The organism is Pseudomonas sp. FeS53a, from assembly GCF_000931385.1.
Classification (GTDB): Bacteria; Pseudomonadota; Gammaproteobacteria; order Pseudomonadales; family Pseudomonadaceae; genus Metapseudomonas; species Metapseudomonas otitidis.
Genome location: NZ_JYFT01000078.1, coordinates 175205 through 197338, shown reverse-complemented (window position 1 = coordinate 197338; position 22134 = coordinate 175205). Strand labels below are relative to the sequence as shown.

Below are 22134 nucleotides of genomic sequence, written 5' to 3'. Positions count from 1 at the left end.
GCGGCCCGCCTCGGCGGGCCGCTGCACACGGGGCCGGCTCCCTGGAGCCGGCCCCGTTCCTCATTGAGGTTCCAGCATGTTCCGCCGCTTCGAACGCCTGATCGACGTCTTCCGACCGGCCCCTGACGACACCCCGCCACGCAGCGTGCTGCGCTTCTACCTGCACTACCTGCGCCAGGTCTGGCCGGTATTCGCCGCCCTGCTGGTGGTGGGGCTGATCGTGGCGCTGATCGAAGTGGCGATGTTCAGCTTCCTCGGACGCATCGTCGACCTGGCGCAGTCCACCCCGGCCGGCGAACTGTTCAGCGCCCACGGCCACGAGCTGCTGTGGATGGCGGTGGTGACGCTGCTGCTGCGCCCGCTGTTCAACGCCCTGCACGACCTGCTGGTGAACCAGAGCATCAACCCCAGCCTGACCAACCTGATCCGCTGGCAGAACCACCGCTACGTGCTCAAGCAGAGCCTCGGCTTCTTCCAGAACGACTTCGCCGGGCGCATCGCCCAGCGCATCATGCAGACCAGCAACTCCCTGCGTGATTCGGCGGTGCAGGCGGTGGACGCCCTCTGGCACGTGCTGATCTACGCCGTCAGCGCCCTGGTGCTGTTCGCCGAAGCCGACTGGCGCCTGATGATCCCGCTGCTGCTGTGGATCGCCGGCTACATCGCCGCACTCTGGTACTTCGTGCCCCGGGTCAAGCTGCGCGCGGTGGCCACCTCGGACTCGCGCTCGCGGCTGATGGGGCGCATCGTCGACGGCTACACCAACATCACCACTCTCAAGCTGTTCGCCCACACCAGCCTCGAGGAGCAGTACGCCCGCGAAGCCCTGAGCGAGCAGGTGCACCGCGTGCAGCAGACCAACCGCATGGTCACCGGCATGGACGTGGTCATCACCATCCTCTCCAGCGTGCTGATCGTCGGCACCACCGGCTTCGCCCTGTGGCTGTGGACCCAGGACATCATCACCGTCGGCGCCATCGCCCTGGCCACCAGCCTGGTCATTCGCATCAACAACATGTCCGGCTGGATCATGTGGGTGGTCAGCGGCATCTTCGAAAACATCGGCCAGGTGCAGGACGGCATCCAGACCATCGCCGTGCCGCGCCAGGTGGTGGACGCCCCCGACGCCCAGCCCCTGCAGGTGCAGCGTGGCGAGGTGCGCTTCGAGGCAGTGCGCTTCCACTACGGCAAGGGCAGCGGGGTGATCGAGCACCTGGACCTGCACGTGCGCCCCGGCGAGAAGATCGGCCTGGTGGGCCCTTCCGGCGCCGGCAAATCGACCCTGGTGAACCTGCTGCTGCGCCTCTACGACCTGGAAGGCGGGCGCATCCTCATCGATGGCCAGGACATCGCCCAGGTGACCCAGGACAGCCTGCGCGCGCAGATCGGCATGGTCACCCAGGACACCTCGCTGCTGCACCGCTCCATCCGCGAGAACCTGCTCTACGGCCGCCCGGACGCGGATGATGCGGCGCTCTGGGACGCGGTGAGCAAGGCCCGCGCCGACGGCTTCATCCCCCTGCTCAGCGACGCCGAAGGCCGCCACGGCCTGGACGCCCACGTTGGCGAGCGCGGCGTGAAGCTCTCCGGCGGCCAGCGCCAGCGCATCGCCATCGCCCGCGTGCTGCTCAAGGACGCACCGCTGCTGATCCTCGACGAGGCCACCTCGGCACTGGATTCGGAAGTGGAAGCGGCCATCCAGGAAAGCCTGGAGAGCCTGATGCGCGGCAAGACGGTGATTGCCATCGCCCACCGCCTCTCCACCATCGCCCGCATGGACCGCCTGGTGGTCCTCGACCAGGGCCGCGTGGTGGAAAGCGGCAGCCACGCCGAACTGCTCGCCCAGGGCGGCCTCTACGCCCGCCTGTGGCGCCACCAGACCGGCGGCTTCGTCGGCGTCGACTGAGCCGCCGGAGTTCCAACACCGCCAAACACCATGGGCTTCGCACAGCTCAGCCCATCCTACGGCCACAGGTACGGCCCGTAGGATGCGCTGAGGCCACGAAGCGCATCAGGCCACACCGCAACGGTCTGAGCCCACCGACACATCGGCCATGCCGCAACAGCCACAGGCTCAGCCCGTAGGATGTGCTGAGGCCACGAAGCGCATCAGGCCACACCGCAACGGTCTGAGCCCGCCGAGACATCGGCCATGCCGCAACGGCCACAGGCACAGCCCGTAGGATGCGCTGAGGCCACGAAGCGCATCGCGACGATCAATGCAACGGTCTGAGCCCGCCGCCACATCGGCCACACCGCAACGGTGGATCGCGCTCTTTCCATCCACCATTACCGCGCACGGCGGCCACCTGGGAATCGCGTCGACTATCAATCCCGATGATCTCGACTAGAAGAACCATCAATTTCCGCGATGAAAGGGGCGGTGGTCATATAGACCCCGTTCCCGGCACCCACCGAAGCCGCGCCACAGGCCCCGGGCTTCGGTCGGAGCGCCACCCACTGTTCGAGGAAAGACCGTCATGAAAATCGCAGCCGCCGTCACCGCCGTTCTCTCCAGCCTCGCCCCCACCGTGTTCGCCGCCGAAAGCCGCGATCCCGGCGCCGGCCTCCCGGTGGAGGAGTACCACTACGGGATGCAGGTCGACGTGAAGAAAGTGCTCTACCGCACCGACAACAGCAGCCGTGCCGGCGTGGTGCCGGTGGTGATGGTGTACGAGGACAGCCAGGGCGACGTGCACAAGATGCGCTACCTGGAATGGGGCGGCAGCACCCTCAGCAACGGCTGAGGCTCAGCCCTGGCGATAGGGCAACAGGCCCCGCGCCTCCTCGGCATAACGGAGGATCGCGGGGCGTTCCTGGGCCAGGAAGTCCGCCACTGCCGCGCGCAAGCCGGGGTGGCGCAACAGGTGCCAGGAGCGGGTCACGACCGGCTCGAAGCCCCGGATCAGCTTGTGTTCGCCTTGGGCGCCGGCGTCGAAACGCGACAGCCCGGCGCGGATCGCCCACTCGATGCCCTGGTAGAAACAGGTCTCGAAATGCAGGCGGTCGAACTCCGCCAGGCAGCCCCAGTAACGCCCGTACAGGGTGCTGCCATCCACCAGCGAGAAGGCCATGGCCACCGGCCGGCCGCCCTGCACCGCGAACACCACGCGGATGGCCTGGGGCATGCGCTCGGCCAGCAGGCTGAAGAATGCGCGCGTCAGGTAGGGCGTCTGCCCCCGCACTGCGTAGGTGTTGGCGTAGCAGGCATAGACGAAGTCCCAGTCCGCCTCCAGCAGCTCGTGCCCCTCGCGCCACTGGAACTCGATCCCCTGCCCCGCCACCTGCTCACGCTCCTTGCGCACCTGCTTGCGCTTGCGCGAGGCGAAGGCATCGAGAAAGTCCTGGAAGTCCCGGTAGCCCCGGTTGTGCCAGTGGTACTGGCAGCCCAGGCGCTCCAGCCAGTGCTCGCGCCCGCGCAGCACCGCGTCGGCGAAGTCATCGGTGAAATTCACATGCAGGCTCGACAGGTCTTCCGCGTCGAGGGCTTCGGTCACCCCCTCCAGCAACGCCGACGCCGCGCTGGCGTCCACCGCCAGCAGGCGCGCGCCGCCCACCGGGGAGAACGGCACGGCCCCCAGCAGCTTGGGGTAGTAGCCGATCCCGGCACGCTGGCAGGCATCGGCCCAGGACCAGTCGAACACGTACTCACCGTAGGAGTGCACCTTCACATAGGCCGGCATCGCCGCGCGCAGGTGGCCCTGGTCGTCCAGCAGCAGCCGGTGCGCCGGGTACCAGCCGGACTGTCCCCCCACACTGCCGCTGTCCTCCAGGGTCGAGAGGAAGGCATGGCGCAGGAAGGGCTGGTCATCGGGCAGCAGGGCGTCCCAGCGCTCGGGCGCCAGGTCGGAGAGTCGGGTGAGGGTCTGGATAGGCATGGCGAGCAGTCTGGCGCGGGGCGCAGTCGAAAAAAAGCCCGCCGTGGCGAAATTGCCGACGGCCCTGGTGCAGAGCGGGTGAAGCATTCGCGGCTGAAGCCGCTCCCACAGGGCGTCGCGCATGCGGTTCCGCCCGAGAAAATCCGCGCCATAAAAAAGCCCCGCCGAAGCGGGGCCCAAGAAGGAGCGGATGAACGGAGTTGCTTAGAACGCGTACTGCGCGCGGATGACGAAGCCGTCGCCGTCGTCGTCGCCCACGTTGTTGGTGATCTTGTCGGTAGCGGCACGGACATAGGTACCGCTGATCTTCACGGCTTCGTTGGCGTACCAGTTCACACCCAGGTTGTGCACCTTGGCCTTGGCGTCACCGACTTCGCGGGTGGCGCTGGCAGTGGTCACGTTGTTGTCGTCCACGCTGACGCTGTCGTAGCGGTAGAACAGTTCCCAGGCGCCGATCTGCTTGTTGTTCGGCTTGATCTTGTCGAACTTGCCGAGTTTGTAGTCGCGCGCTTCGCCGGTCAGGGTGTAGGCCGCCTGGACGTAGAAGCCATCGGCCTCGATGTCCTTGAAGGACGCGGAGTCGGCCTTCATCTTGCGCTTCATGTATTCGCCCTGCAGGGAGAACGGGCCGGTGGCCCAGGCTGCTTCCAGGCCCCAGGCGGTGTCGTCGTCATAGGAACCGGCAGGGCGGGTGTTGGCGCCACCGAAGACTACGCGGTTGCCGTTGGTGCCGGCATCGTTGCCACCCAGGGTTTCCACGCCACGCATGCCCAGGCGGCTGCGGAAGCGGGAGTCGATGGTGGAGTCGGAAACGTCACGGCGGGCAAAGTTGGCGCCGAAGTGCAGGACGTTGCCGGCTTCGGCCATCGGGGCGAAGACGCCGCGCAGGTTGACCTGCTTGTTGGCCTTGCCGTCGGTGTCGTTGTTGTCCTTGGAGAACACACCGCCGGACAGGTAGGCGTAGTTGCTGATGGTGGTCGACACCTGGGCGCCCATGCCGTTCTGGTGGCCGTTGGCCCAGTCGATGATGTCGTAGAAGGCGTTACGCTCCTGGGCGGTCACCCACTTGGAGCTGGTGGCTTTTTCCAGGCCGAACTCGGGGTCGAAACGACCGACCTTGATCACCACCGGGTTGAAGCCGGTGTAGGCGATGGAGGCTTCGTCGAAGTAGCCATCGTCGGAGCTGCCGGCGTTGTGGGAGAAGTCGTAGTTGATCTGGTAAGCCCAGTCGGTGTACGCCACACCGCCGATTTCCAGGAAGGCGCGACGGAAGTAGGCCGCGTCAGCGGAGTCGCCGTTCTTGGTGTAAATGCCGTCGAAGCTGCTGTAGTCAGCCTGCAGGCGACCACCGATCTTGAAGCTGAACGCCTTGTCGGTGGTGCCGACTTCCAGGCCGCCCTTGGTCTTGATAACGATGTCGGTGCCGTCGGTGGTCACGGTACCTGCGAAGGCCTGGGCGGAAATGGCCAGGGCGATGGCGCTGGCGGCAATACCGGCGAGGTGCTTACGGATCATCGAAGATTCCCCTAATTGGTCTTAGTGCTGGAAAAACACCCGAGCCCTCGGGGCTCGTTCGTGCTGGTGGGGAATGTTGGCGGGGGGTTATTTCAGCTCAGTTGCTTTTAGATAAATGTTTTATGACATCGGAACTTTTTAAGTTCGATGGGAAATAAGGCTCAAAGCCAGTACTCACGCGGGTTCCAGCCGGCCATCAAGCAGGGCGCACAGGTTCTTGGCGGCGGGAAAGATGACAGAACGGTGGCGAGGGTGCATCAGCCCCGGGAGCGGCGTTCGTCGGCCAGGCGCTGGGCCAGTACGTCCACTTTCCCCGGGGAAGCGTCAGGAAAATGCCGCACCACCTCTCGCGTCACCGCCAGCTGGCGGATGAAGCGCCGGCAATCGGCGCAGAACATCAGGTGACGACGCGCATCGAGGCGCGCCAGCAGCCCGAGGCGGCCGTCGAGGTAGTCGCTGGAGCAGGCCACCAGCGCTCGGCAGTTCAGCATTGGCCCGTCTCCTCGTAGTGCTCCAGGGTGGCGAAGACCTTCAGGCGCGCGCGGTGCAGCAGCACGCGCATATTGGAGAGCGAAACGTCCAGGAGATTACAGATCGCCTCCGGCGCCAGCCCTTCGCGCTCGTGCAGCAGCAACACACTGCGTTGCAGGTCGGACAGGCTCAGTAGGGTCTTTTCCAGGCACTGGCGCAGCTCGTCGGCCTGCAGCAGGGCTTCCGGCGAGTCCTCATGCCAGGCGCTGGGTGGGCGCAGCCAATGGCCGTCAGGGGCGAAGCGGGCGTCATCAATGCTGCCATGGGGCGCTGGCAGGTCGTCCAGCAGCACCTCCCGCCGGGCCTGGCTGGCGCGGGTACGGGCGGTGTTGGCGGCGATGGTGAGCAGCCAGGTCTTGAGGCTGGAGCGGCCTTCGAAACCGTCGAGCGCGCGCACGGCGGCCAGCCAGGCGTCCTGGACCACTTCTTCGACATGGCGGGGGCCGGCGATGGCGTAGGCCACCGCGCGCATCGCGCCCTGGTGGGCGGCGATGAGCTGGCGGAACGCCGAAGGCTCCCCCGCACGCAGGCGGGGCAGCAGTTCGGCGTCCGCAGGGAGGGGCATCAGCGCTTGCGCAGGATCACGCTGCCGATGGAGTAACCGGCGCCGAAGGAGCTGAGCACGCCGAGGCTGCCGCTGGGCAGGTCGTCCTGGTGCTTGTGGAAGGCGATGACCGAACCGGCGGAGCTGGTGTTGGCGTAGGTGTCGAGGATCACCGGCGCTTCCTGGGGCTCGGCGTCACGGCCCAGCAGCTTGCGGGCGATCAGCAGGTTCATGTTCAGGTTGGCCTGGTGCAGCCAGAAGCGCTTCACCTGGGTGACGTCGATGTCGTTCTCCTGCAGGTGCGCGGCGATCAGCTCGGCCACCATCGGGCAGACGTCCTTGAACACCTTGCGGCCTTCCTGCACGAACAGCTTGTCGCGGGCGCCGATGCCCTCTTCCGCCGCGCGGTTGAGGAAGCCGAAGTTGTTGCGGATGTTGTTGGAGAACTGGGTCAGCAGCTTGGTGCCGACGACTTCGAACTGGTGCTTGGAGGTGGCCTTGTCGGCACGCTCCAGGATCACGGCGGTGGCGGCGTCGCCGAAGATGAAGTGGCTGTCGCGGTCACGGAAGTTCAGGTGGCCGGTGCAGATCTCCGGGTTGACCATGAGGATGGCGCGGGCCTGGCCGGTCTGGATCGCGGTCACGGCCGCCTGGATGCCGAAGGTGGCGGAGGAGCAGGCGACGTTCATGTCGTAGCCGTAGCCCTGGATCCCCAGGGCGGCCTGGACCTCGATGGCCACTGCCGGGTAGGCGCGCTGCAGGTTGGAGCAAGCGACGATCACGCCGTCGATGTCGGCAGCGGTACGGCCGGCACGCTCCAGGGCCTCGCGGGCCGCGCCCACGGCCATCTCGCAGAGGATGCCCCACTCGTCGTTGGAGCGTTCGGGGATGCGCGGCACCATGCGCTGCGGATCGAGGATGCCGGCCTTGTCCACCACGAAGCGGCTCTTGATGCCCGAGGCCTTCTCGATGAACGCCACGCTGGACTCGGCCAGCGCTTCCACCTCGCCGCGCTCGATGGCAGCGGCGTTATCGGCGTTGAAGGCCTGCACGTAGGCGTTGAAGGACGCCACGAGTTCTTCGTTGGAGATGCTGTTGGACGGGGTGTAAAGGCCGGTGCCACTGATCACGACGTTGTGCACGGTCGATCCTCTCGTTGCGGGGCTGTGACGGGCACAGCCGGTTAGGCAGTTGGTTCGCCGGCCGACAGGGCGCGCCCGGCGTCTGAAATTGGGCCATCTCCGGGCAGCGGGATGGTGGGTAGAACGGGTTGGCAAGTCATCCGTGCCCCGGACTGGACACGGCCCACGCAGGATAACGGGCGAGGCGCTTGCTGGCGGCGAAGTTTGCCACAGCACGGGCCCTTCTGGCGCCTGCCGGAGCGCAACGGCAGACCACCGGGCATTTCGGTAGCCTCGCCACAATCAGAAAAAACCAATCAATTCATAAACAAGCGCTCACATGCAACCGATCCGACTGGCAGGCACACTCCCCGACCACTGCTGCCTGCGTCGAGTCGAGAAGCGGGCACGCAGACGAGGAGCAGCGCGCATTCACGCGACTGCGTCAACACAAGCCGAACAGGAACTTTCGACATGGAAGTAAAAAACGATAACCCCTATCAATCCCCAGAAGCGGAACTCCAAGCAGGAGAAATCGCTCACGAAACGGCCAACCCGCTATACCGGATCAGCGCTGTCGGCTGGGCCACTCTTTTCGGCACACCACTGGCCGGAGCCTGGATCGTGATGCACAACCTCCAACTACGAGGAAAGGCCAACAAAGGGGCGTTGGTATGGACAGGCTCGATCATCCAACTGCTACTCATGTGCGGACTGCTCTGGCTCCTGCCGGAAAGCGTTCCGGCGCTGCCGTTCACCGTCGTTCAGGTCGTAACGATGCTCATGTTCGCCAACGTCTTGCTGGAGGACGACATCAACCAGCACGTCGAGGAAAACGGAGCCTTCCTGTCCAACTGGCAAGCGGTAGGCGTCGGCGTGGTGTTCATGCTCGGCGTTTATGCACTGGTGTACCTAGGCGCCTTGATCTAGACGGCTCAACTGCCCTCGCAGCGCGAGGGCGGCAGGCCTTACAGATGGCGGCTGATGCGCGCCTGGAGCGCTTCCAGCACGGCGGGGTCGGCCTTCTGGCTGGCGTGGATGCCCAGGCCTTCACCCTCGTAGCGGGGAATGATGTGGAAGTGCAGGTGGAACACGGTCTGCCCGGCCGGGGCGCCGTTGAACTGGGCCACCTGGACACCGGCCGGCTTCAGCTCCTCGGTGATTACGCGGGACAGCCGCTGCACCACGGCCATGACCTTGGCCAGCGCCTCCGGGTCCACGTCCAGCAGGTTGCGTGCCGCCGAGCGCTTGGGGATCACCAGGGCATGGCCGTAGGACTGCGGGAACAGGTCGAGGAAGGCGAGCACGTCGTCGTCTTCGTAGAGCCTGTAGCACGGGGCATCGCCCCGGATGATCTGGGCAAAGATGTTCTGCGGATCGTAGGTACCGTGAAGGCTCATCGTGGCGCTCCATATGCCGACTGGTCAGCCGCGCACCTTACCCGCTGCGGCGCCGGAGTTGAACCCCCGGCGCCGCGCTGGCGTCACCCCGTGCGCTCCAGCACCACCACCCGGTTGCGCCCCTGGGACTTGGCCCGGTAGAGCGCCTGGTCCGCTGCGCGGATCCAGTCCTCCACCGACGCCATGCGCCCGTCGAAGACGGCCAGGCCAATGCTCAGCCCCACATCGCCTTCCTCGCGGGCGATCTTCTCGCGCAGGCGCTCCAGCAGCACCCGGGCGCCCTCCTCCTGGGTCATCGGCAGCAGCACGCAGAACTCGTCGCCGCCATAGCGCCCGCACAGGTCGGTGTCCCGCAGGGTCTCGCGCAAGCCCCGGCCCAGGCGCTCCAGCAACTCGTCGCCAGCCAGGTGGCCACGGGTGTCGTTGACAGCCTTGAAGTGATCCAGGTCCACCAGCGCCAGGCAGGCGGGCTGGCCACCCCGTTGGCAGCGGAGGAATTCCTGCTGGGCCTGCTCGGTCCAGTGGCGGCGGTTGTAGAGGCCGGTGAGGCTGTCGGTCTGGCTCAGGGTGCGCAGCGCCTTGCGGCTGCGCGCCACGCTCTGGGCCAGGTCATAGAGGGTGGCGCCGATCACCAGGGGGTGCAGCAGCATCATCGGCAGGCACAGCAGCAGGTGCTGCAGGGTGATGGGACTGTGGAAGGTGAAGCCGAACACCAGGATGCCCGCCCCCACGCCGGCCAGCTGTGCCAGCAGGCCCTGGGCCACGAAGCGGATGCCGCCGGCGGCGACGTTGTTCGCCTGCAACATGGCGAAGGCCACGCAGGTGGCAAGCGGGCTGAAGCCGGCGGTGGCGATCCAGAAAGTGCCGGCGAAGGAGTCGAACAGGATGTGCCGGCGCTCGTTGCGCACCGGGTCCTGGTAGCTCCGGCTCAACGCCAGGGCCACCCAGGGCCAGACGAAGGAGAACAGCGCCAGCAGCACCCAGACCCACGCCGGTCGGTGCAACTCCCACAGCGGCAGGGCAAGGCACAAGGCGCCAACGGGCAGCCCCAGGGCACGAGGCAACAGGGCCCGCCAGACGAAGCGGCTGTGCCCGTGCTTGCCGGAAGGCACTGCCGGGACGGTACTGCTGCCGTTCTGCCTGGCCATGGTCGTTCACTCTCGGGAGTCCTGCCGGGCTGTATAGCACGGCGCCACCACCCTCACCACGTAGCTCGCCGCCCCGTAGCCCGGGCTTCAGCCCGGGGAGCCACCGTGCAGGGCATCCAGCACCTGCTTCACCCGCGCCTCCAGCGGGCCGGTGAGTACCTGGAAGGGCCAGCCGCGACGTTGGAGTTCCGCGCGGTACCAGGCCTGCTGGCGACGGCGGAAGGTTTCGTCCTGGCGGGTACCGTCCTGCACGAAGGGGAAGTCGTCGGCGCAGAGGAAGGTGTGCGCATAGGGGCGTTCGGCCAGGGTGGCCAGCTCGGCCTCGGCGCGGCCGAACATCGCCTGGCTGTAGAACAGCGTGGTCAGCGCGGAGGTGTCGCAGACCAGGTAGCGCCCGGCCGTGAGTGCCGCCCGGTCTTCCCGCGCCACCTGGGTGCGGCCGATGTGCAGCAGGTCGTCGTACTCCAGCTGGCCGTCCTTCGCCACCCAGTGCTCGCGGCCGAATTCGGCCACGCAAGGCGCGTCGAGCGCGGCGGCCAGGGCGATGGCGAGGCTGCTCTTGCCTGTGGATTCACCGCCGAGCAGGACGATCCGTTCGACGAAGTCGGCGTGCACCTCGGGGGCGAGGAAGTCCCGTAACCCGTGCGGGTCGGCCCGCAGGCGGGTGCCGGAGACGGGCACGGCGAGACGCTGCGGGTCGACGCAGACGTGCCGCACCGGGTGCCCGAAGACACCCGCCAGGTGCGCGGCGAACCCCTCGCCATAGCACTCGCTGGTGAACACCGCGTCCACCGTGGTGCCGAACACCGCCTGGCAGAACTCGGCGACGAACTGGCGCGGCTCGAACTCGGGGGCGTCGTTGTGGGGCAGGTCGGGCAGGCGCTTGCCCTCCTCCCGCAAGGCCTGGATGCGGGCCGGGGTGACCACCTCGGCCTGCAACTCCGGGAAGCGCAGGCGCAGCCAGCGCTCACGGCGCCCGGCCTCGCAACCTGGCAGCTCGGGGAGGGACCAGCAGAGCAGCAACAGCCGCTCGCATTGCCCCTGGGCCGCGCGGATCAGTCGCTCATGGCCCAGGTGCAGCGGCGAGAACTTGCCCACCACCAGGCCGGTGCGAAAGGCCGTGTTCATCTCAGGCCGGTTCCTGCCCGGCCAGGGGCGCGGCGGCCTCGCGCAGCTCACGGCGCCAGCGGTACAGGCCGTACCAGGCGTTGCACCAGAACAGCGTGTAGAGCCCGGCGGTGAGGTACAGCTCGCGGGAGGCGTAGAGCGGCACCGCCAGGGTGTTCACCAGCAGCCAGGCGTACCAGTTCTCCAGGCGCCGGCGCATCAGCAGCAGCTGCGCCAGCACGCTGAAGGTCAGCACCAGGGAATCCACCAGCGGTGCGTAGGCGTCGGTGAAGTGGTGCAGCAGCGCCCCATAGGCCAGCGCCACCGCCACCGCCAGGGCCGCCATCCAAGCCAACGTGCCTGGCGCGGTGCGGCTCACCGGTAGCTGGGTGCCGGCGTTGCCACGCAACCAGGCCCACCAGCCCAGGGCGCTGGTGACGATGAAGAAGCCCTGCAGGGTGACGTCGGCATACAGCTGGGATTCGAAGAACAACCAGCCGAACAGCACGCAGCCGAGGATGCCGCTGGACCAGGTGTGCACGCTGTTGCGCGCGGCCAGCAGCACGGCGATCAGATTCACCAGGTCGGCGACGAGTTCGAGGGTGGAAGGCATGGGGTCGTCCCTGTGGGGTGATGCTGTTCCAGTGGCTCCCCGCGTTCGCGAGGATGACGTGTGCGGGGCGGGTCTTTCGTGAACGTCATTCCCGCGAACGCAGGAACCCGGCAGACGGTGGTTCAGCCGAAGCGCTTGACCGCGTCCAGCCAGTCGCGCTCCAGGCGCCCCTGCTCCGGGTCGAGCCCCAGGGCCAGCATCGCCTCGCGGTGCGCATCGATCTCGCGGACCATCTGGCTGAGGTCGGAGGTGTTGCCGTCCAGCTGGTGCATCTGGGTCACGCCCAGGTGGTAGAAGCGCAGCAGCTTCATCGCCGCCGGGTCGTTCACGGCGACGCCGGCCTTGACCCGGTGCATCAGGTTGGTGACGCGCATCAGGCTGCGCTTGAGCCCCCAGCCATAGACCGCCGGCGCCATGAACGGGCGCGGCCAGAGCTGCAGGCGCACCAGGGCCACGGTCACCGCCAGCCCGGCCAGCACGCCGGCCAGGTTCCAGCGGAAGTTGTCGCCACCGGGGGTGCCGAACAGCTGCACGCTGGCGGTGGCGAACAGCATGGCCAGGGCGATGAACAGCACGGCGATGCCGATGGCGATGCGCCGGGTCTTCTCGCGGTACAGCTCGGGGCTCATTGGGCGGATTTCGAACATGGGATCGCCTGCAGACAAGGATTGGATAAAAACAGTTCTAAGGCTGGAATCTGCGCGGCGACTTGATGGGATACGCGAGCGCTTTTAGAGATGTACTCAAGTTCTGGCCAAATGCCTCAATGTCCTTAGCGGATAACTTAAGTGCGATTCGCCACTGCTGTCCTTCGACGTTCTCGACAACCACGCCTCTGTCACGGTGCAAGAACCAGCCGCTCTGATCATAAATTGCTACCGATGCGATTTCCTTGAGAAGGATTTTTTCTTCCCATACTGGCTGGCTATCACGAAGTACTTTCAGATGGAGTGCATTCTTCCGGAAAAGGACCTCGGGATCACCTGTGCTCAAAGGGTCCACTTTACGGCCGAACCAGGTAACCACTAATCCTATAAACAGAATCACGACCGCCAGTGGATACATACCCTCCGCCTCAGGGCGGAGCAACAACAACACACAGAGGCCACCGGAACCTGTCAAAAATGTAGCCAGCCAGCTCGATCCGGTGCTACGTGGATATCGATACACACGGTCCAGCAATTCACGCTCAATGCGGAAAGTCATATTCCGTCCTTGGTTAATGTGAAAGGGGTTCCATGCCAAGGCAAAACGCTACGCAGGCGAAACTTACACAGCGCTTGCGCCACACATTGCAGCCTTACCTTAGCGAGGTCTTTGCCAGTCGTTAAGGAGTTCACCTACACCGACGAAGGCGCCGTATTTTAAGCACTTCACAACACGGCCGAAGGAAACCCAACTCATGTGGCGGATAGCATGCTGGTCAGCCGCAGGCTATCCACGCTGTAGAACTCTTCCCTGGCTAATCAGCCAAAGTGAAAGTCTTAGAGCCCTCAACCCTCCACCTGGGTCCACTGCTTGTTGAGACGCTTGTCGGAGACCGGCATCTTCGTCCCCAGCTGCTGGGCGAAGAGGGACACGCGGTACTCCTCCAGCATCCAGCGGTACAGCACCAGCTCGGGGTCGCGCTTGCCTTCCTGGGCATGCTTGGCCAGGCGCGCCTGGTACTGCTCCCAGTAGCCGGCCAGCTCGCCGGACCAGACGCGGTCGCGCTGCAGCTGGGCGCCGATCTTGTCGAAGCGCTGCTCGATGGCCTTGAGGTAGCGCGGCACTTCCTTCAGCCACTCGGCCGGGGTCTCGCGGACGAAACCGGGGTACACCAGGTTGCCCAGCTGCGCCTTGATGTCGTTGAGCGCCACCGCCTGGGCCAGGTCGATGCGGCCCTTGAAGCGCTTCTGCAGGCCATGCCAGAGCTTGAGGATGTCCAGGGTCAGGCGGGCCAGGCGTTCGGCGTGCTCGGCCCAGGCGCCGCGCTTCTTCTCCGCCAGCGAGGCCAGGGCCGCGCCGTCGCGGGGCAGGCTGGCTTCGCCGTCGAGGATGCAGCTGTCGAGGCTGGCCAGGAGGATGTCCTCCACCAGCGCGTCGACCCGGCCCATGTCGCGGTACAGCAGGCCCAGCTCGGTCAGGCCCGGCAGCTTGCCGCGCAGGTACTTGGCCGGCTCGGCCAGTTGTTGCAGCAGCAGGCGCTGCAGGGCGCGGCGGTGCTGCCAGTCGGCCTCGGCCTGGGTGGGGAAGCGGCTTTCCTTGACGCTGCCGCCCTCCTCCACCAGCGCCGGGTAGACGGTCATGGACAGGCCGGCGACCTTCTGCTGGGTCTTCTCCGCCACCTGGGCGAAGCCCTTGGCTTCCACCGGGCGCTGCTCGCCCTGCTTCTGCGGGATGGCCAGGGCGGCCTGGCTGGCCTCGGCGAAGCGCGCGGTCAGCTCGGCCAGGTCGCGGCCTTCGCCGAGGAACTTGCCCCGCGCGTCCACTACCTCGATGTTCATCTTCAGGTGGTGCTCCAGCAGGCCGGCGGCTTCCGCCCAGGCCTCCTCGGGCACGCGAGCGCCGGTCATGCGCTGCAGTTCGCGGCCCAGCGCCTCGGGCAGCGAACCCTGGGCGAAGGCCAGCTTGGCCAGCGCGGCCTTCACGAAATCCGGCACCGGCACGAAGTTCTTGCGGATGGCCTTGGGTAGGTTGCGCACCAGGGCCACGCACTTGGCTTCCAGCAGGCCGGGCACCAGCCAATCGAGGCGCTCGGCGGGCAGCTGCGGCAACAGGGGCGCGGGCACCCGCAGGGTCACGCCGTCACGGGCGTGGCCGGGTTCGAAGTGGTAGTCCAGCGGCAGTTGCAGCTCGCCGATGCGCAGGGTGTCCGGGTACTGCGCGGCGGTGACTTCGCTGGCTTCGCGGGCCAGCACGTCCTCCTCGCGCATGATCAGCAGCTCGGGGTTCTTCGCCCGCTCGCGCTCGTACCACTTCTCGAAGCTGGCGGTCTGGTAGATGTCCTCGGGCAGGCGCGCGGCGTAGTAGCCGAAGAGGGTTTCCTCGTCGGCGAGGATGTCGCGGCGGCGGGCCTTGGCCTCCAGCTCGTCGAGCCGTTCCAGCAACTGGCGGTTGGCAGCCAGGCACTTGGCGCGGCTGTGGATCTCGCCCCGCACCAGGCCCTCGCGGATGAACAGTTCGCGCGCCACCGGCGGGTCGATGGGGCCGTAGTGCACCGGGCGGCGGCCGACCACGATCAGCCCGTAGAGGGTGACCTGCTCGTAGGCCACGACCTGGCCACGGCGCTTCTCCCAGTGCGGCTCCAGGTGGTTCTTCTTCACCAGGTGGCCAGCCAGGGGTTCCAGCCAGTCGGGGTCGATCTTGGCGACCATGCGCGCGAACAGCTTGGTGGTCTCCACCAGCTCGGCGGCCATGATCCACTGCGGGCGCTTCCTGGCGATCACGGTGGAGGGGTGGATCCAGAAACGCCGCTGGCGGGCGCCGAGGTAGTCGCCGTCCTCGCTCTTCTGGCCGATCTGGCTGAGCAGGCCGGAGAGCAGCGCCTTGTGCACGCGCGGGTAGTCCGCCGGCTCCTTGTTGAGGGTCAGCTTGAGTTCGCGGCAGATCAGCGTCAGCTGGCGGTGGGCATCGCGCCACTCGCGCAGGCGCATGTAGTTGAGGAAATTCTTGCGGCACCAGGTGCGCAGGGCGTTGGAGCCCAGCGCCTGGCGCTGCTCCTCGAAGCCGCGCCAGAGGTTGACCAGCGCGGCGAAGTCGGAATCGGCGTCCTTCCACTGCGCGTGGGCCTGGTCGGCGGCCTGCTGGCGATCCATCGGCCGTTCGCGCGGGTCCTGCACCGAGAGCGCGCTGGTGATCAGCAGCACCTCGTCGAGGCTGCCCTGGTGGGCGGCCTCCAGCAGCATGCGGCCCAGGCGCGGGTCCACCGGCAGGCGTGCCAGCTGGCGGCCCAGGGGCGTGAGCTGGCCCTCGCGGTTCACTGCCGAGAGTTCCTGCAGCAGGGTGAAGCCGTCGCTCACCGCCTTGCCGTCCGGCGGTTCGATGAAGGGGAAGTCGGCGATGTCGCCCAGGCGCAGGTGGAGCATCTGCAGGATCACCGCCGCCAGGTTGGTGCGCAGGATCTCCGGGTCGGTGAACTCGGGGCGGCCGAGGAAGTCCTCCTCGCTGTACAGGCGCACGCAGATGCCCGGTTCGACCCGGCCGCAACGGCCCTTGCGCTGGTTGGCGCTGGCCTGGGACACGGCCTCGATGGGCAGGCGCTGGACCTTGGCGCGGTAGCTGTAGCGGCTGATGCGCGCGGTGCCGCTGTCGATCACGTAGCGGATGCCGGGCACCGTCAGCGAGGTTTCGGCGACGTTGGTGGCGAGCACGATCTTGCGGCCCGGCATGGGCGCGAAGATCTTCTGCTGCTCGGCCGGGGTCAGCCGTGCATAGAGCGGCAGCACCTCGGTGTGACGCAGGTTGGCCTTGCGCAACACCTCGGCGGCGTCGCGGATCTCACGCTCGCCGGGGAGGAACACCAGCACGTCGCCCGGGCGCTTGCCTTCGGCGCGCTCGTGGTCGGCGATCTCGTCCAGGGCGCGGAGGATGCCCTGGTCCACCGACAGGTCGTCGAACAGCGGCTCACCGTTCTCGTCCACCTCGGCGGCCAGGGGCCGGTACCAGGTGTCCACCGGGTAGGTGCGGCCGGAGACTTCGACGATGGGCGCATCGCCGAAGTGCTTGGAAAAGCGCTCCAGGTCGATGGTCGCCGACGTGATGATCAGCTTCAGGTCCGGGCGGCGCGGCAGCAGGGTCTTCAGGTAGCCCAGGAGGAAGTCGATGTTGAGGCTCCGCTCGTGGGCCTCGTCGACGATGATCGTGTCGTAGCGCTCGAGCAGGCGGTCGTGCTGGGTCTCGGCCAGCAGGATGCCGTCGGTCATCAGCTTGATCAGACTGCGCTCGTTGGACTGGTCCTCGAAGCGCACCTGGTAGCCCACCAGTTCCCCCAGGGGCGTTCCGATCTCCTCGGCCACGCGGGTCGCCACGCTGCGCGCGGCCAGCCGGCGCGGCTGGGTGTGGCCGATCAGGCCATGGGTGCCGCGGCCGATCTCCAGGCAGATCTTCGGCAGCTGGGTGGTCTTGCCCGAGCCGGTCTCGCCGGCGATCACCAGCACCTGGTGCTTCTCCAGGGCGGCCTTGATCTCGTCGCGTTTGGCGGCGATGGGCAGGGCGTCGTCGTAGCGCATGCGCGGCACGCTGGCGCGACGGGCCTCGACCTTGGCGCAGGAAGCCTGGAAGCGTTCCAGCCACTGGGCGAGCTTCGCCTCGTCCGGCTTCTTGTGCAGCTCGTGGAGCTGGCGGCGCAGGCGATGGCGGTCGGCGATCAGGGCGTGGTCGAGGTTCTTGTGCAGGGAGGCGATGTCGGTCATCAGGCGCTGGGCAATCGTGGCAAAGGCGCGATTGTCGCAGATTCCGCCCCCGCACCGCATCGGGAAGCGCCCGCGCGCCGATGGCTCGGCGGCGCGGGGTGGAGCGGGTCAGCGGGTGGCGGTGATCGGCAGGGTGCGCAGCTCGGCCGGTACGGTGCGCAGGGCCAGGTCCTGGGCCTGCAGGGAATTCCAGGCGAAGCCCTGCAGGGCGCTGCTGCTGTCGTGGTCCAGGCGCGCGGCCTGCTCGGACGACGGTGCCGGCGGCTGCACGCCGTAGATCAGCGAATAGAACACCGAGGCGGTCAGGTAGCTGCCGCTGTAGCTCGGGTGGCTGCCGTCCTCGATGAACAGGTGCGGTTGCGGGGTGGCCGCCAGGGCCTGCTTCCAGGCCTGCCCGACCGGAGCCAGCAGCGCGTGGGTCTCGTTGGCCAGGCCGGTGTAGACGGCATCGAGCTGCGCCTGCATGGCCGGGTTCGCCTGGCGCGCCCAGGTCAGGTAGAGGATCGGCTGGGCGCCGGCCTTGCGTGCCTCGGCGGCCATCAGGCGCACGTACTTGCGGGTCTTCTCGGGGTTGTCCACCGGCATGGTGCTGAAGTCCTGGATCACCACGTAGTCCCAGTGCTGGCTGGCCAGCACCTGCTGCACCACGCCGCGGTTCCAGTGGGCCTCCAGGCTGGCGCCGCCGAAGGTGACGTCGCGTACCGCCAGCGGGCGCGGCTGGGCGGCGTCGAGCGACATCTGCCGGACCATGGTCGGCAGGTCGTTGAAGAAGGTGTAGCTGTTGCCCACGAACAGCACGCTGAGCGGGCGGCCCATCACGGCCTGCGGCGAGGCGGAGCCGATCAGCGGTTTCGCGGACGGGCTTTCAGCGGCCACGCTCGGGCCGACGACGACAACTCCCAGCATCCAGGCCAGGAGGATTCGACGCACGTTCATACGCATGGAGGTCACCCAGGAAGCGCAACGGTGCGGGCCACGGCCCGCGGACCGGCGCAGGTTATGCGAATCCACCGCCGTCGCAATGCTGGCAGCGGGCGGGGGTGACGGGAGGTCATACCGTTCGGTAGAGCTGGCGAAGCGGCTGGAGGCACAGGGCGCTCCCGGGCTGAAGCCCGGGCTACACCTGCCGGGGTGACGTCATCGGGCGAGGAAAAGAAAAAGCCCCGCAGGTGCGGGGCTCGTTCATGCCGGGACGGATCAGCCCTTGAGCTTCTTCAGTTCCTGGTCACGCAGTTCACGGCGCAGGATCTTGCCGACGTTGGTGGTCGGCAGGCTGTCGCGGAACTCGACGGAGCGCGGGACCTTGTAGCCGGTGACGTTGGCGCGCATGTGCTGCATCACCTCGTCCTTGGTCAGGCTGGCACCCGGCTTGACCACCACGAAGACCTTGATCGCCTCGCCGGACTTCTCGTCCGGGATGCCGATCGCAGCGCATTGCAGCACGCCCGGCAGGGTGGCGAGTACGTCTTCCAGCTCGTTCGGGTACACGTTGAAGCCGGAGACCAGGATCATGTCCTTCTTGCGGTCGACGATGCGCATGTAGCCGTCTTCCTGGATCAGGCCGATGTCGCCGGTCTTCAGCCAGCCGTCCGCCGAGAGGATCTCGTCGGTGGCGTCCTGGCGCTGCCAGTAGCCCTTCATCACCTGCGGGCCCTTGACGCACAGCTCGCCGATGGCGCCGATGGCGAGGTCGTTGCCCTCGTCGTCCACCACCTTGCACTGGGTCGAGGGGACCGGGATGCCGATGGTGCCGATCTGGATGCTCTGGAATGGGTTCACCGACACCACGGGGCTGGTCTCGGTCATGCCGAAGCCTTCGCAGATGGCGCAGCCGGTGACCTCTTTCCAGCGCTCGGCCGCAGCGAGTTGCAGGGCCATGCCGCCGGACAGGGTGAGCTTGAGGGCGGAGAAGTCGAGCTTGCGGAAGTCCTCGTTGTTGCAGAGGGCAACGAACAGGGTGTTGAGGCCGACGAAGCCGGTGAACTTCCAGTTGCCCAGTTCCTTGACCATCGCCGGCAGGTCGCGCGGGTTGCTGATCAGGATGTTGTGGTTGCCGGTCAGCATCATCGCCATGCAATGGAAGGTGAAGGCGTAGATGTGATAGAGCGGCAGCGGGGTGATGAGCACCTCGCACCCTTCATTGAGGTTGGCGCCCATCAGCGCCTTGCACTGCAGCATGTTGGCGATGAGGTTGCGATGGGTGAGCATCGCGCCCTTGGCCACGCCGGTGGTGCCGCCGGTGTACTGCAGCACGGCAACGTCGTTGGCGGCCGGCGAGGCTTCGCGCACGGCCTTGCCCTGGCCCTTGGCCAGTGCGTGGTTGAGCTTGACGGCCTGGGGCAGGTGGAAGGCCGGCACCATCTTCTTCACGTACTTGATGACGCTGTTCACCAGCAGGCGCTTGAGCGGCGGCAGCAGGTCGCCCACTTCGGTCACCACCACGTGGCGAATGCCGGTCTTGGGCAGCACGCTCTCGGCCAGGTGGGCCATGTTGGCCAGGCACACCAGGGCCTTGGCACCGGAGTCGTTGAACTGGTGCTCCATCTCCCGCGCGGTGTACAGCGGGTTGGTGTTCACCACCACCAGGCCGGCGCGCAGGGCGCCGAAGACCACGACGGGGTACTGCAGGACGTTGGGCAGTTGCACGGCGATACGGTCGCCGGGCTGCAGGTCGGTGTGGTTCTGCAGGTAGGCGGCGAAGGCACCGGAGAGTGCGTAGAGCTCACCGTAGGTGAGGGTCTTGCCCAGGTTGCTGAATGCGGGCTTGTCGGCAAAGCGTTGGCAGGACTCTTTCAATACCGCCTGAATGTTGGGGTAAGCGTCGGCATTGATTTCCGCAGGAACGCCTGCTGGATACTTGTCCGTCCAGAAGTTATCGGTCATGGAAAGCCCACTCCTGAGCAACAGCTGATCTTCACTGCACGAGGCAGTTGTTTTTTGTGGTCTGTGCGGTTTCAGGCCCTTCCCAGGGCGAAAAGCGCGCCGAGATTATCAGCTTTGAAAAAAGGCGACCAGAGCCAAATAGACCCTTTCCAGTCAACAAAATGACCAGACAAAACCAATCAGTCACCTTTAGAGCAAACCACCTAACTGACGTAGAAAGCGCGTCCCAGGGCGGTTTGTGAACCCTCGCACACTGCCGGGCGGCAGGTGCGAGGGTCGGAGGGGATGGATCAGGCGATGTCGCGCAGCTCGCGACGGAGGATCTTGCCGACCGGCGTCATGGGCAGGGCGTCCTTGAGGACGATGTGCTTGGGCACCTTGTAGCCGGTGAAGTTTTCCTTGCAGTAGGCCTTCAGCTCCTCGACGGAAACGCCGCCCTCGCGGGGGACGACGAACAGCTTCACCGCCTCGCCGGACTTCTCGTCGGGCACGCCGATGGCGGCGCAGCTGGCCACCTTCGGGTGGGCCATGACCACGTCCTCGATCTCGTTGGGGTAGACGTTGAAGCCGGAGACGATGATCAGGTCCTTCTTGCGGTCGACGATGCGCACGTAGCCGTCCGGGTCGATCACGGCGATGTCGCCGGTCTTCAGCCAGCCCTCGGCGTCCAGCACCTCGGCGGTGGCTTCGGGGCGGTTCCAGTAGCCCTTCATCACCTGCGGGCCCTGGATGCACAGCTCGCCGCGCTCGCCCAGGGGCAGCTCGTTACCGTCGTCGTCGATCACCTTGAAGGCGGTGCCGGGCACCGGGATGCCGACGGTGCCCAGGCGGGCCTGGGCACCGTAGGGGTTGGCGCTGGCCACCGGGGAGGTTTCGGTGAGGCCGTAGCCCTCCACCACGGTGCAGCCGGTGACGGCCTGCCAGCGCTCGGCGGTGGCCTTGACCAGGGCGGTGCCGCCGGAGTTGGTGACCTTGAGGTTGGAGAAGTCCAGATCCTTGAAGTCGGGGTTGTCCATCAACGCGACGAACAGGGTGTTGAGGCCCAGCAGCGCGGAGAAGCGCCACTTCTTCAGTTCCTTGACGAAGCCGGGGATGTCGCGCGGATTGGTGATCAACACGTTGAGGTTGCCGTTGACCATCATGCACATGCAGTTCGCGGTGAAGGCGTAGATGTGATAGAGCGGCAGCGGCGCGATCATGATCTCCTGGCCCTGCTTCATCAGCGGCTGGCCATCCGGGCCCAGCTGCGACAGGCAGGCGTTGACCTGCTGCATGTTGGCCACGAGGTTGCCGTGGGTGAGCATCGCGCCCTTGGCGACGCCCGTGGTGCCGCCGGTGTATTGCAGCACGGCGAGGTCTTCCAGGCCGACGCTGACCGGCTTGAGGCCATGGCCCCGGCCCTGGCGCAGGGCGTCCTTGAAGGAGACGGCCTGGGGCAGGTGGTAATCCGGCACCATCTTCTTGACCTTCTTCACCACGGTGTTGACCAGCCAGCCCTTGAGGCTGGGCAGCATGTCACCCATGCGGGCCTCGATCAGGTGCTCGATCTCGGTGTCGGGCAGCACTTCCTGCACCAGCTTGCCGAACAGGTTGATGTACACCAGGGCCCGCACGCCGGCGTCCTTGAACTGGTGGCGCATCTCGCGGGCGGTGTAGAGGGGGTTGGTGTTGACCACCACCAGGCCGGCGCGCAGGGCGCCGAACACGGCGATGGGGTACTGCAGGACGTTGGGCATCTGCACGGCGATGCGGTCGCCGGGCTTGAGGTCCGTGTGCTTCTGCAGGTAGGCGGCGAAGGCGGCGGACAGGCGGTCCAGCTCGGCGTAGGTCAGGGTCACGCCCAGGTTGTGGAAGGCCGGGCGGTCGGCGAATTTCTTGCAGGAGCGCTCGAACACCTCGACCACGGAACGGTAGGCCGCCAGGTCGATCTGGTCCGGTACGCCGGCAGGGCGTTTGTCGCTCCAGAAATCAGGTTGCATTGTTGTTGTCCTCATTTGCCCT

Annotated in this window: 18 protein-coding genes; 3 read left to right on the top strand and 15 right to left on the bottom strand. The window is 66.7% G+C overall.

Annotation, left to right across the window (positions count from 1 at the left end; genetic code table 11):
• The first annotated feature begins 76 nt into the window (after positions 1-76).
• Together SZ55_RS25295 and SZ55_RS25290 are read left to right on the top strand one after the other, a co-directional pair.
• Positions 77-1906 carry an ABC transporter ATP-binding protein gene (locus tag SZ55_RS25295; protein WP_044413488.1) on the top strand — a complete coding sequence of 610 codons (1830 nt, stop codon included), beginning with the start codon at positions 77-79 and terminating at the stop codon, positions 1904-1906.
• A gap of 574 nt (positions 1907-2480) precedes the next feature.
• Positions 2481-2747, top strand: a complete 267-nt coding sequence (locus SZ55_RS25290) for a DUF2790 domain-containing protein (protein ID WP_044413486.1) — start codon at positions 2481-2483, stop codon at positions 2745-2747.
• A gap of 3 nt (positions 2748-2750) precedes the next feature.
• On the opposite strand, the gene SZ55_RS25285 is transcribed toward SZ55_RS25290, so the two are convergent.
• From SZ55_RS25285 to SZ55_RS25265, 5 genes are all read right to left on the bottom strand, one after another.
• Complete coding sequence (locus tag SZ55_RS25285) at positions 2751-3878, bottom strand: GNAT family N-acetyltransferase (RefSeq protein ID WP_044413484.1); 1128 nt, start codon at positions 3876-3878, stop codon at positions 2751-2753.
• 204 nt (positions 3879-4082) lie between these two features.
• Positions 4083-5393 (bottom strand): OprO/OprP family phosphate-selective porin, encoded by a 1311-nt coding sequence (locus SZ55_RS25280; RefSeq protein ID WP_044413481.1) that lies wholly within the window; start codon positions 5391-5393, stop codon positions 4083-4085.
• A 257-nt stretch (positions 5394-5650) separates the two neighbouring features.
• Positions 5651-5884 carry a zf-HC2 domain-containing protein gene (locus SZ55_RS25275; RefSeq protein ID WP_044413478.1) on the bottom strand — a complete coding sequence of 78 codons (234 nt, stop codon included), beginning with the start codon at positions 5882-5884 and terminating at the stop codon, positions 5651-5653.
• Positions 5878-6489 carry an RNA polymerase sigma factor gene (locus tag SZ55_RS25270; RefSeq protein ID WP_044413475.1) on the bottom strand — a complete coding sequence of 204 codons (612 nt, stop codon included), beginning with the start codon at positions 6487-6489 and terminating at the stop codon, positions 5878-5880. The genes SZ55_RS25275 and SZ55_RS25270 overlap by 7 nt, the downstream gene beginning before the upstream one ends.
• A complete protein-coding gene (locus tag SZ55_RS25265; RefSeq protein ID WP_044413473.1) occupies positions 6489-7610 on the bottom strand; it encodes a beta-ketoacyl-ACP synthase III in 1122 nt (373 codons plus the stop codon). Before SZ55_RS25265 ends, SZ55_RS25270 begins: the two co-directional genes overlap by 1 nt.
• A 453-nt stretch (positions 7611-8063) precedes the next feature.
• Here SZ55_RS25265 and SZ55_RS25260 point away from each other — a divergent pair, with 453 nt between their 5' ends.
• Positions 8064-8519, top strand: coding sequence for a hypothetical protein (locus SZ55_RS25260; RefSeq protein WP_044413471.1), 456 nt, complete (start codon positions 8064-8066; stop codon positions 8517-8519).
• Positions 8520-8557: 38 nt separating this feature from the next.
• Here the strand turns inward: SZ55_RS25260 and SZ55_RS25255 are convergent, their stop codons facing one another.
• From SZ55_RS25255 to fadD2, 10 genes are all read right to left on the bottom strand, one after another.
• Positions 8558-8989: an HIT family protein gene (locus SZ55_RS25255; RefSeq protein ID WP_044413468.1), complete on the bottom strand. Its 432-nt coding sequence runs from the start codon at positions 8987-8989 to the stop codon at positions 8558-8560.
• 83 nt (positions 8990-9072) lie between these two features.
• Positions 9073-10137, bottom strand: coding sequence for a sensor domain-containing diguanylate cyclase (locus tag SZ55_RS25250; RefSeq protein WP_052807668.1), 1065 nt, complete (start codon positions 10135-10137; stop codon positions 9073-9075).
• Positions 10138-10224: 87 nt separating this feature from the next.
• Positions 10225-11265 carry an AAA family ATPase gene (locus tag SZ55_RS25245; protein ID WP_044413465.1) on the bottom strand — a complete coding sequence of 347 codons (1041 nt, stop codon included), beginning with the start codon at positions 11263-11265 and terminating at the stop codon, positions 10225-10227.
• Position 11266: 1 nt separating this feature from the next.
• Entirely contained in the window at positions 11267-11857 is a 591-nt protein-coding gene (pnuC, locus tag SZ55_RS25240) for a nicotinamide riboside transporter PnuC (protein WP_044413463.1), read from the bottom strand.
• A gap of 122 nt (positions 11858-11979) precedes the next feature.
• On the bottom strand, positions 11980-12504 hold the full coding sequence (locus SZ55_RS25235; RefSeq protein ID WP_044413461.1) for a DUF3087 domain-containing protein: 525 nt from the start codon (positions 12502-12504) through the stop codon (positions 11980-11982).
• Positions 12505-12541: 37 nt separating this feature from the next.
• Positions 12542-13063 carry a hypothetical protein gene (locus SZ55_RS28225; RefSeq protein ID WP_152644545.1) on the bottom strand — a complete coding sequence of 174 codons (522 nt, stop codon included), beginning with the start codon at positions 13061-13063 and terminating at the stop codon, positions 12542-12544.
• 287 nt (positions 13064-13350) lie between these two features.
• Positions 13351-17250 (bottom strand): ATP-dependent RNA helicase HrpA, encoded by a 3900-nt coding sequence (gene hrpA, locus SZ55_RS25230; RefSeq protein ID WP_044413458.1) that lies wholly within the window; start codon positions 17248-17250, stop codon positions 13351-13353.
• Positions 17251-17358: 108 nt separating this feature from the next.
• A complete protein-coding gene (locus SZ55_RS25225) occupies positions 17359-18192 on the bottom strand; it encodes an SGNH/GDSL hydrolase family protein (protein WP_044413455.1) in 834 nt (277 codons plus the stop codon).
• A 255-nt stretch (positions 18193-18447) separates the two neighbouring features.
• Positions 18448-20133 (bottom strand): long-chain-fatty-acid--CoA ligase FadD1, encoded by a 1686-nt coding sequence (gene fadD1, locus SZ55_RS25220; RefSeq protein ID WP_044413452.1) that lies wholly within the window; start codon positions 20131-20133, stop codon positions 18448-18450.
• 290 nt (positions 20134-20423) lie between these two features.
• Complete coding sequence (fadD2, locus tag SZ55_RS25215) at positions 20424-22112, bottom strand: long-chain-fatty-acid--CoA ligase FadD2 (RefSeq protein WP_044413450.1); 1689 nt, start codon at positions 22110-22112, stop codon at positions 20424-20426.
• Between the last annotated feature and the right edge of the window lie 22 nt (positions 22113-22134).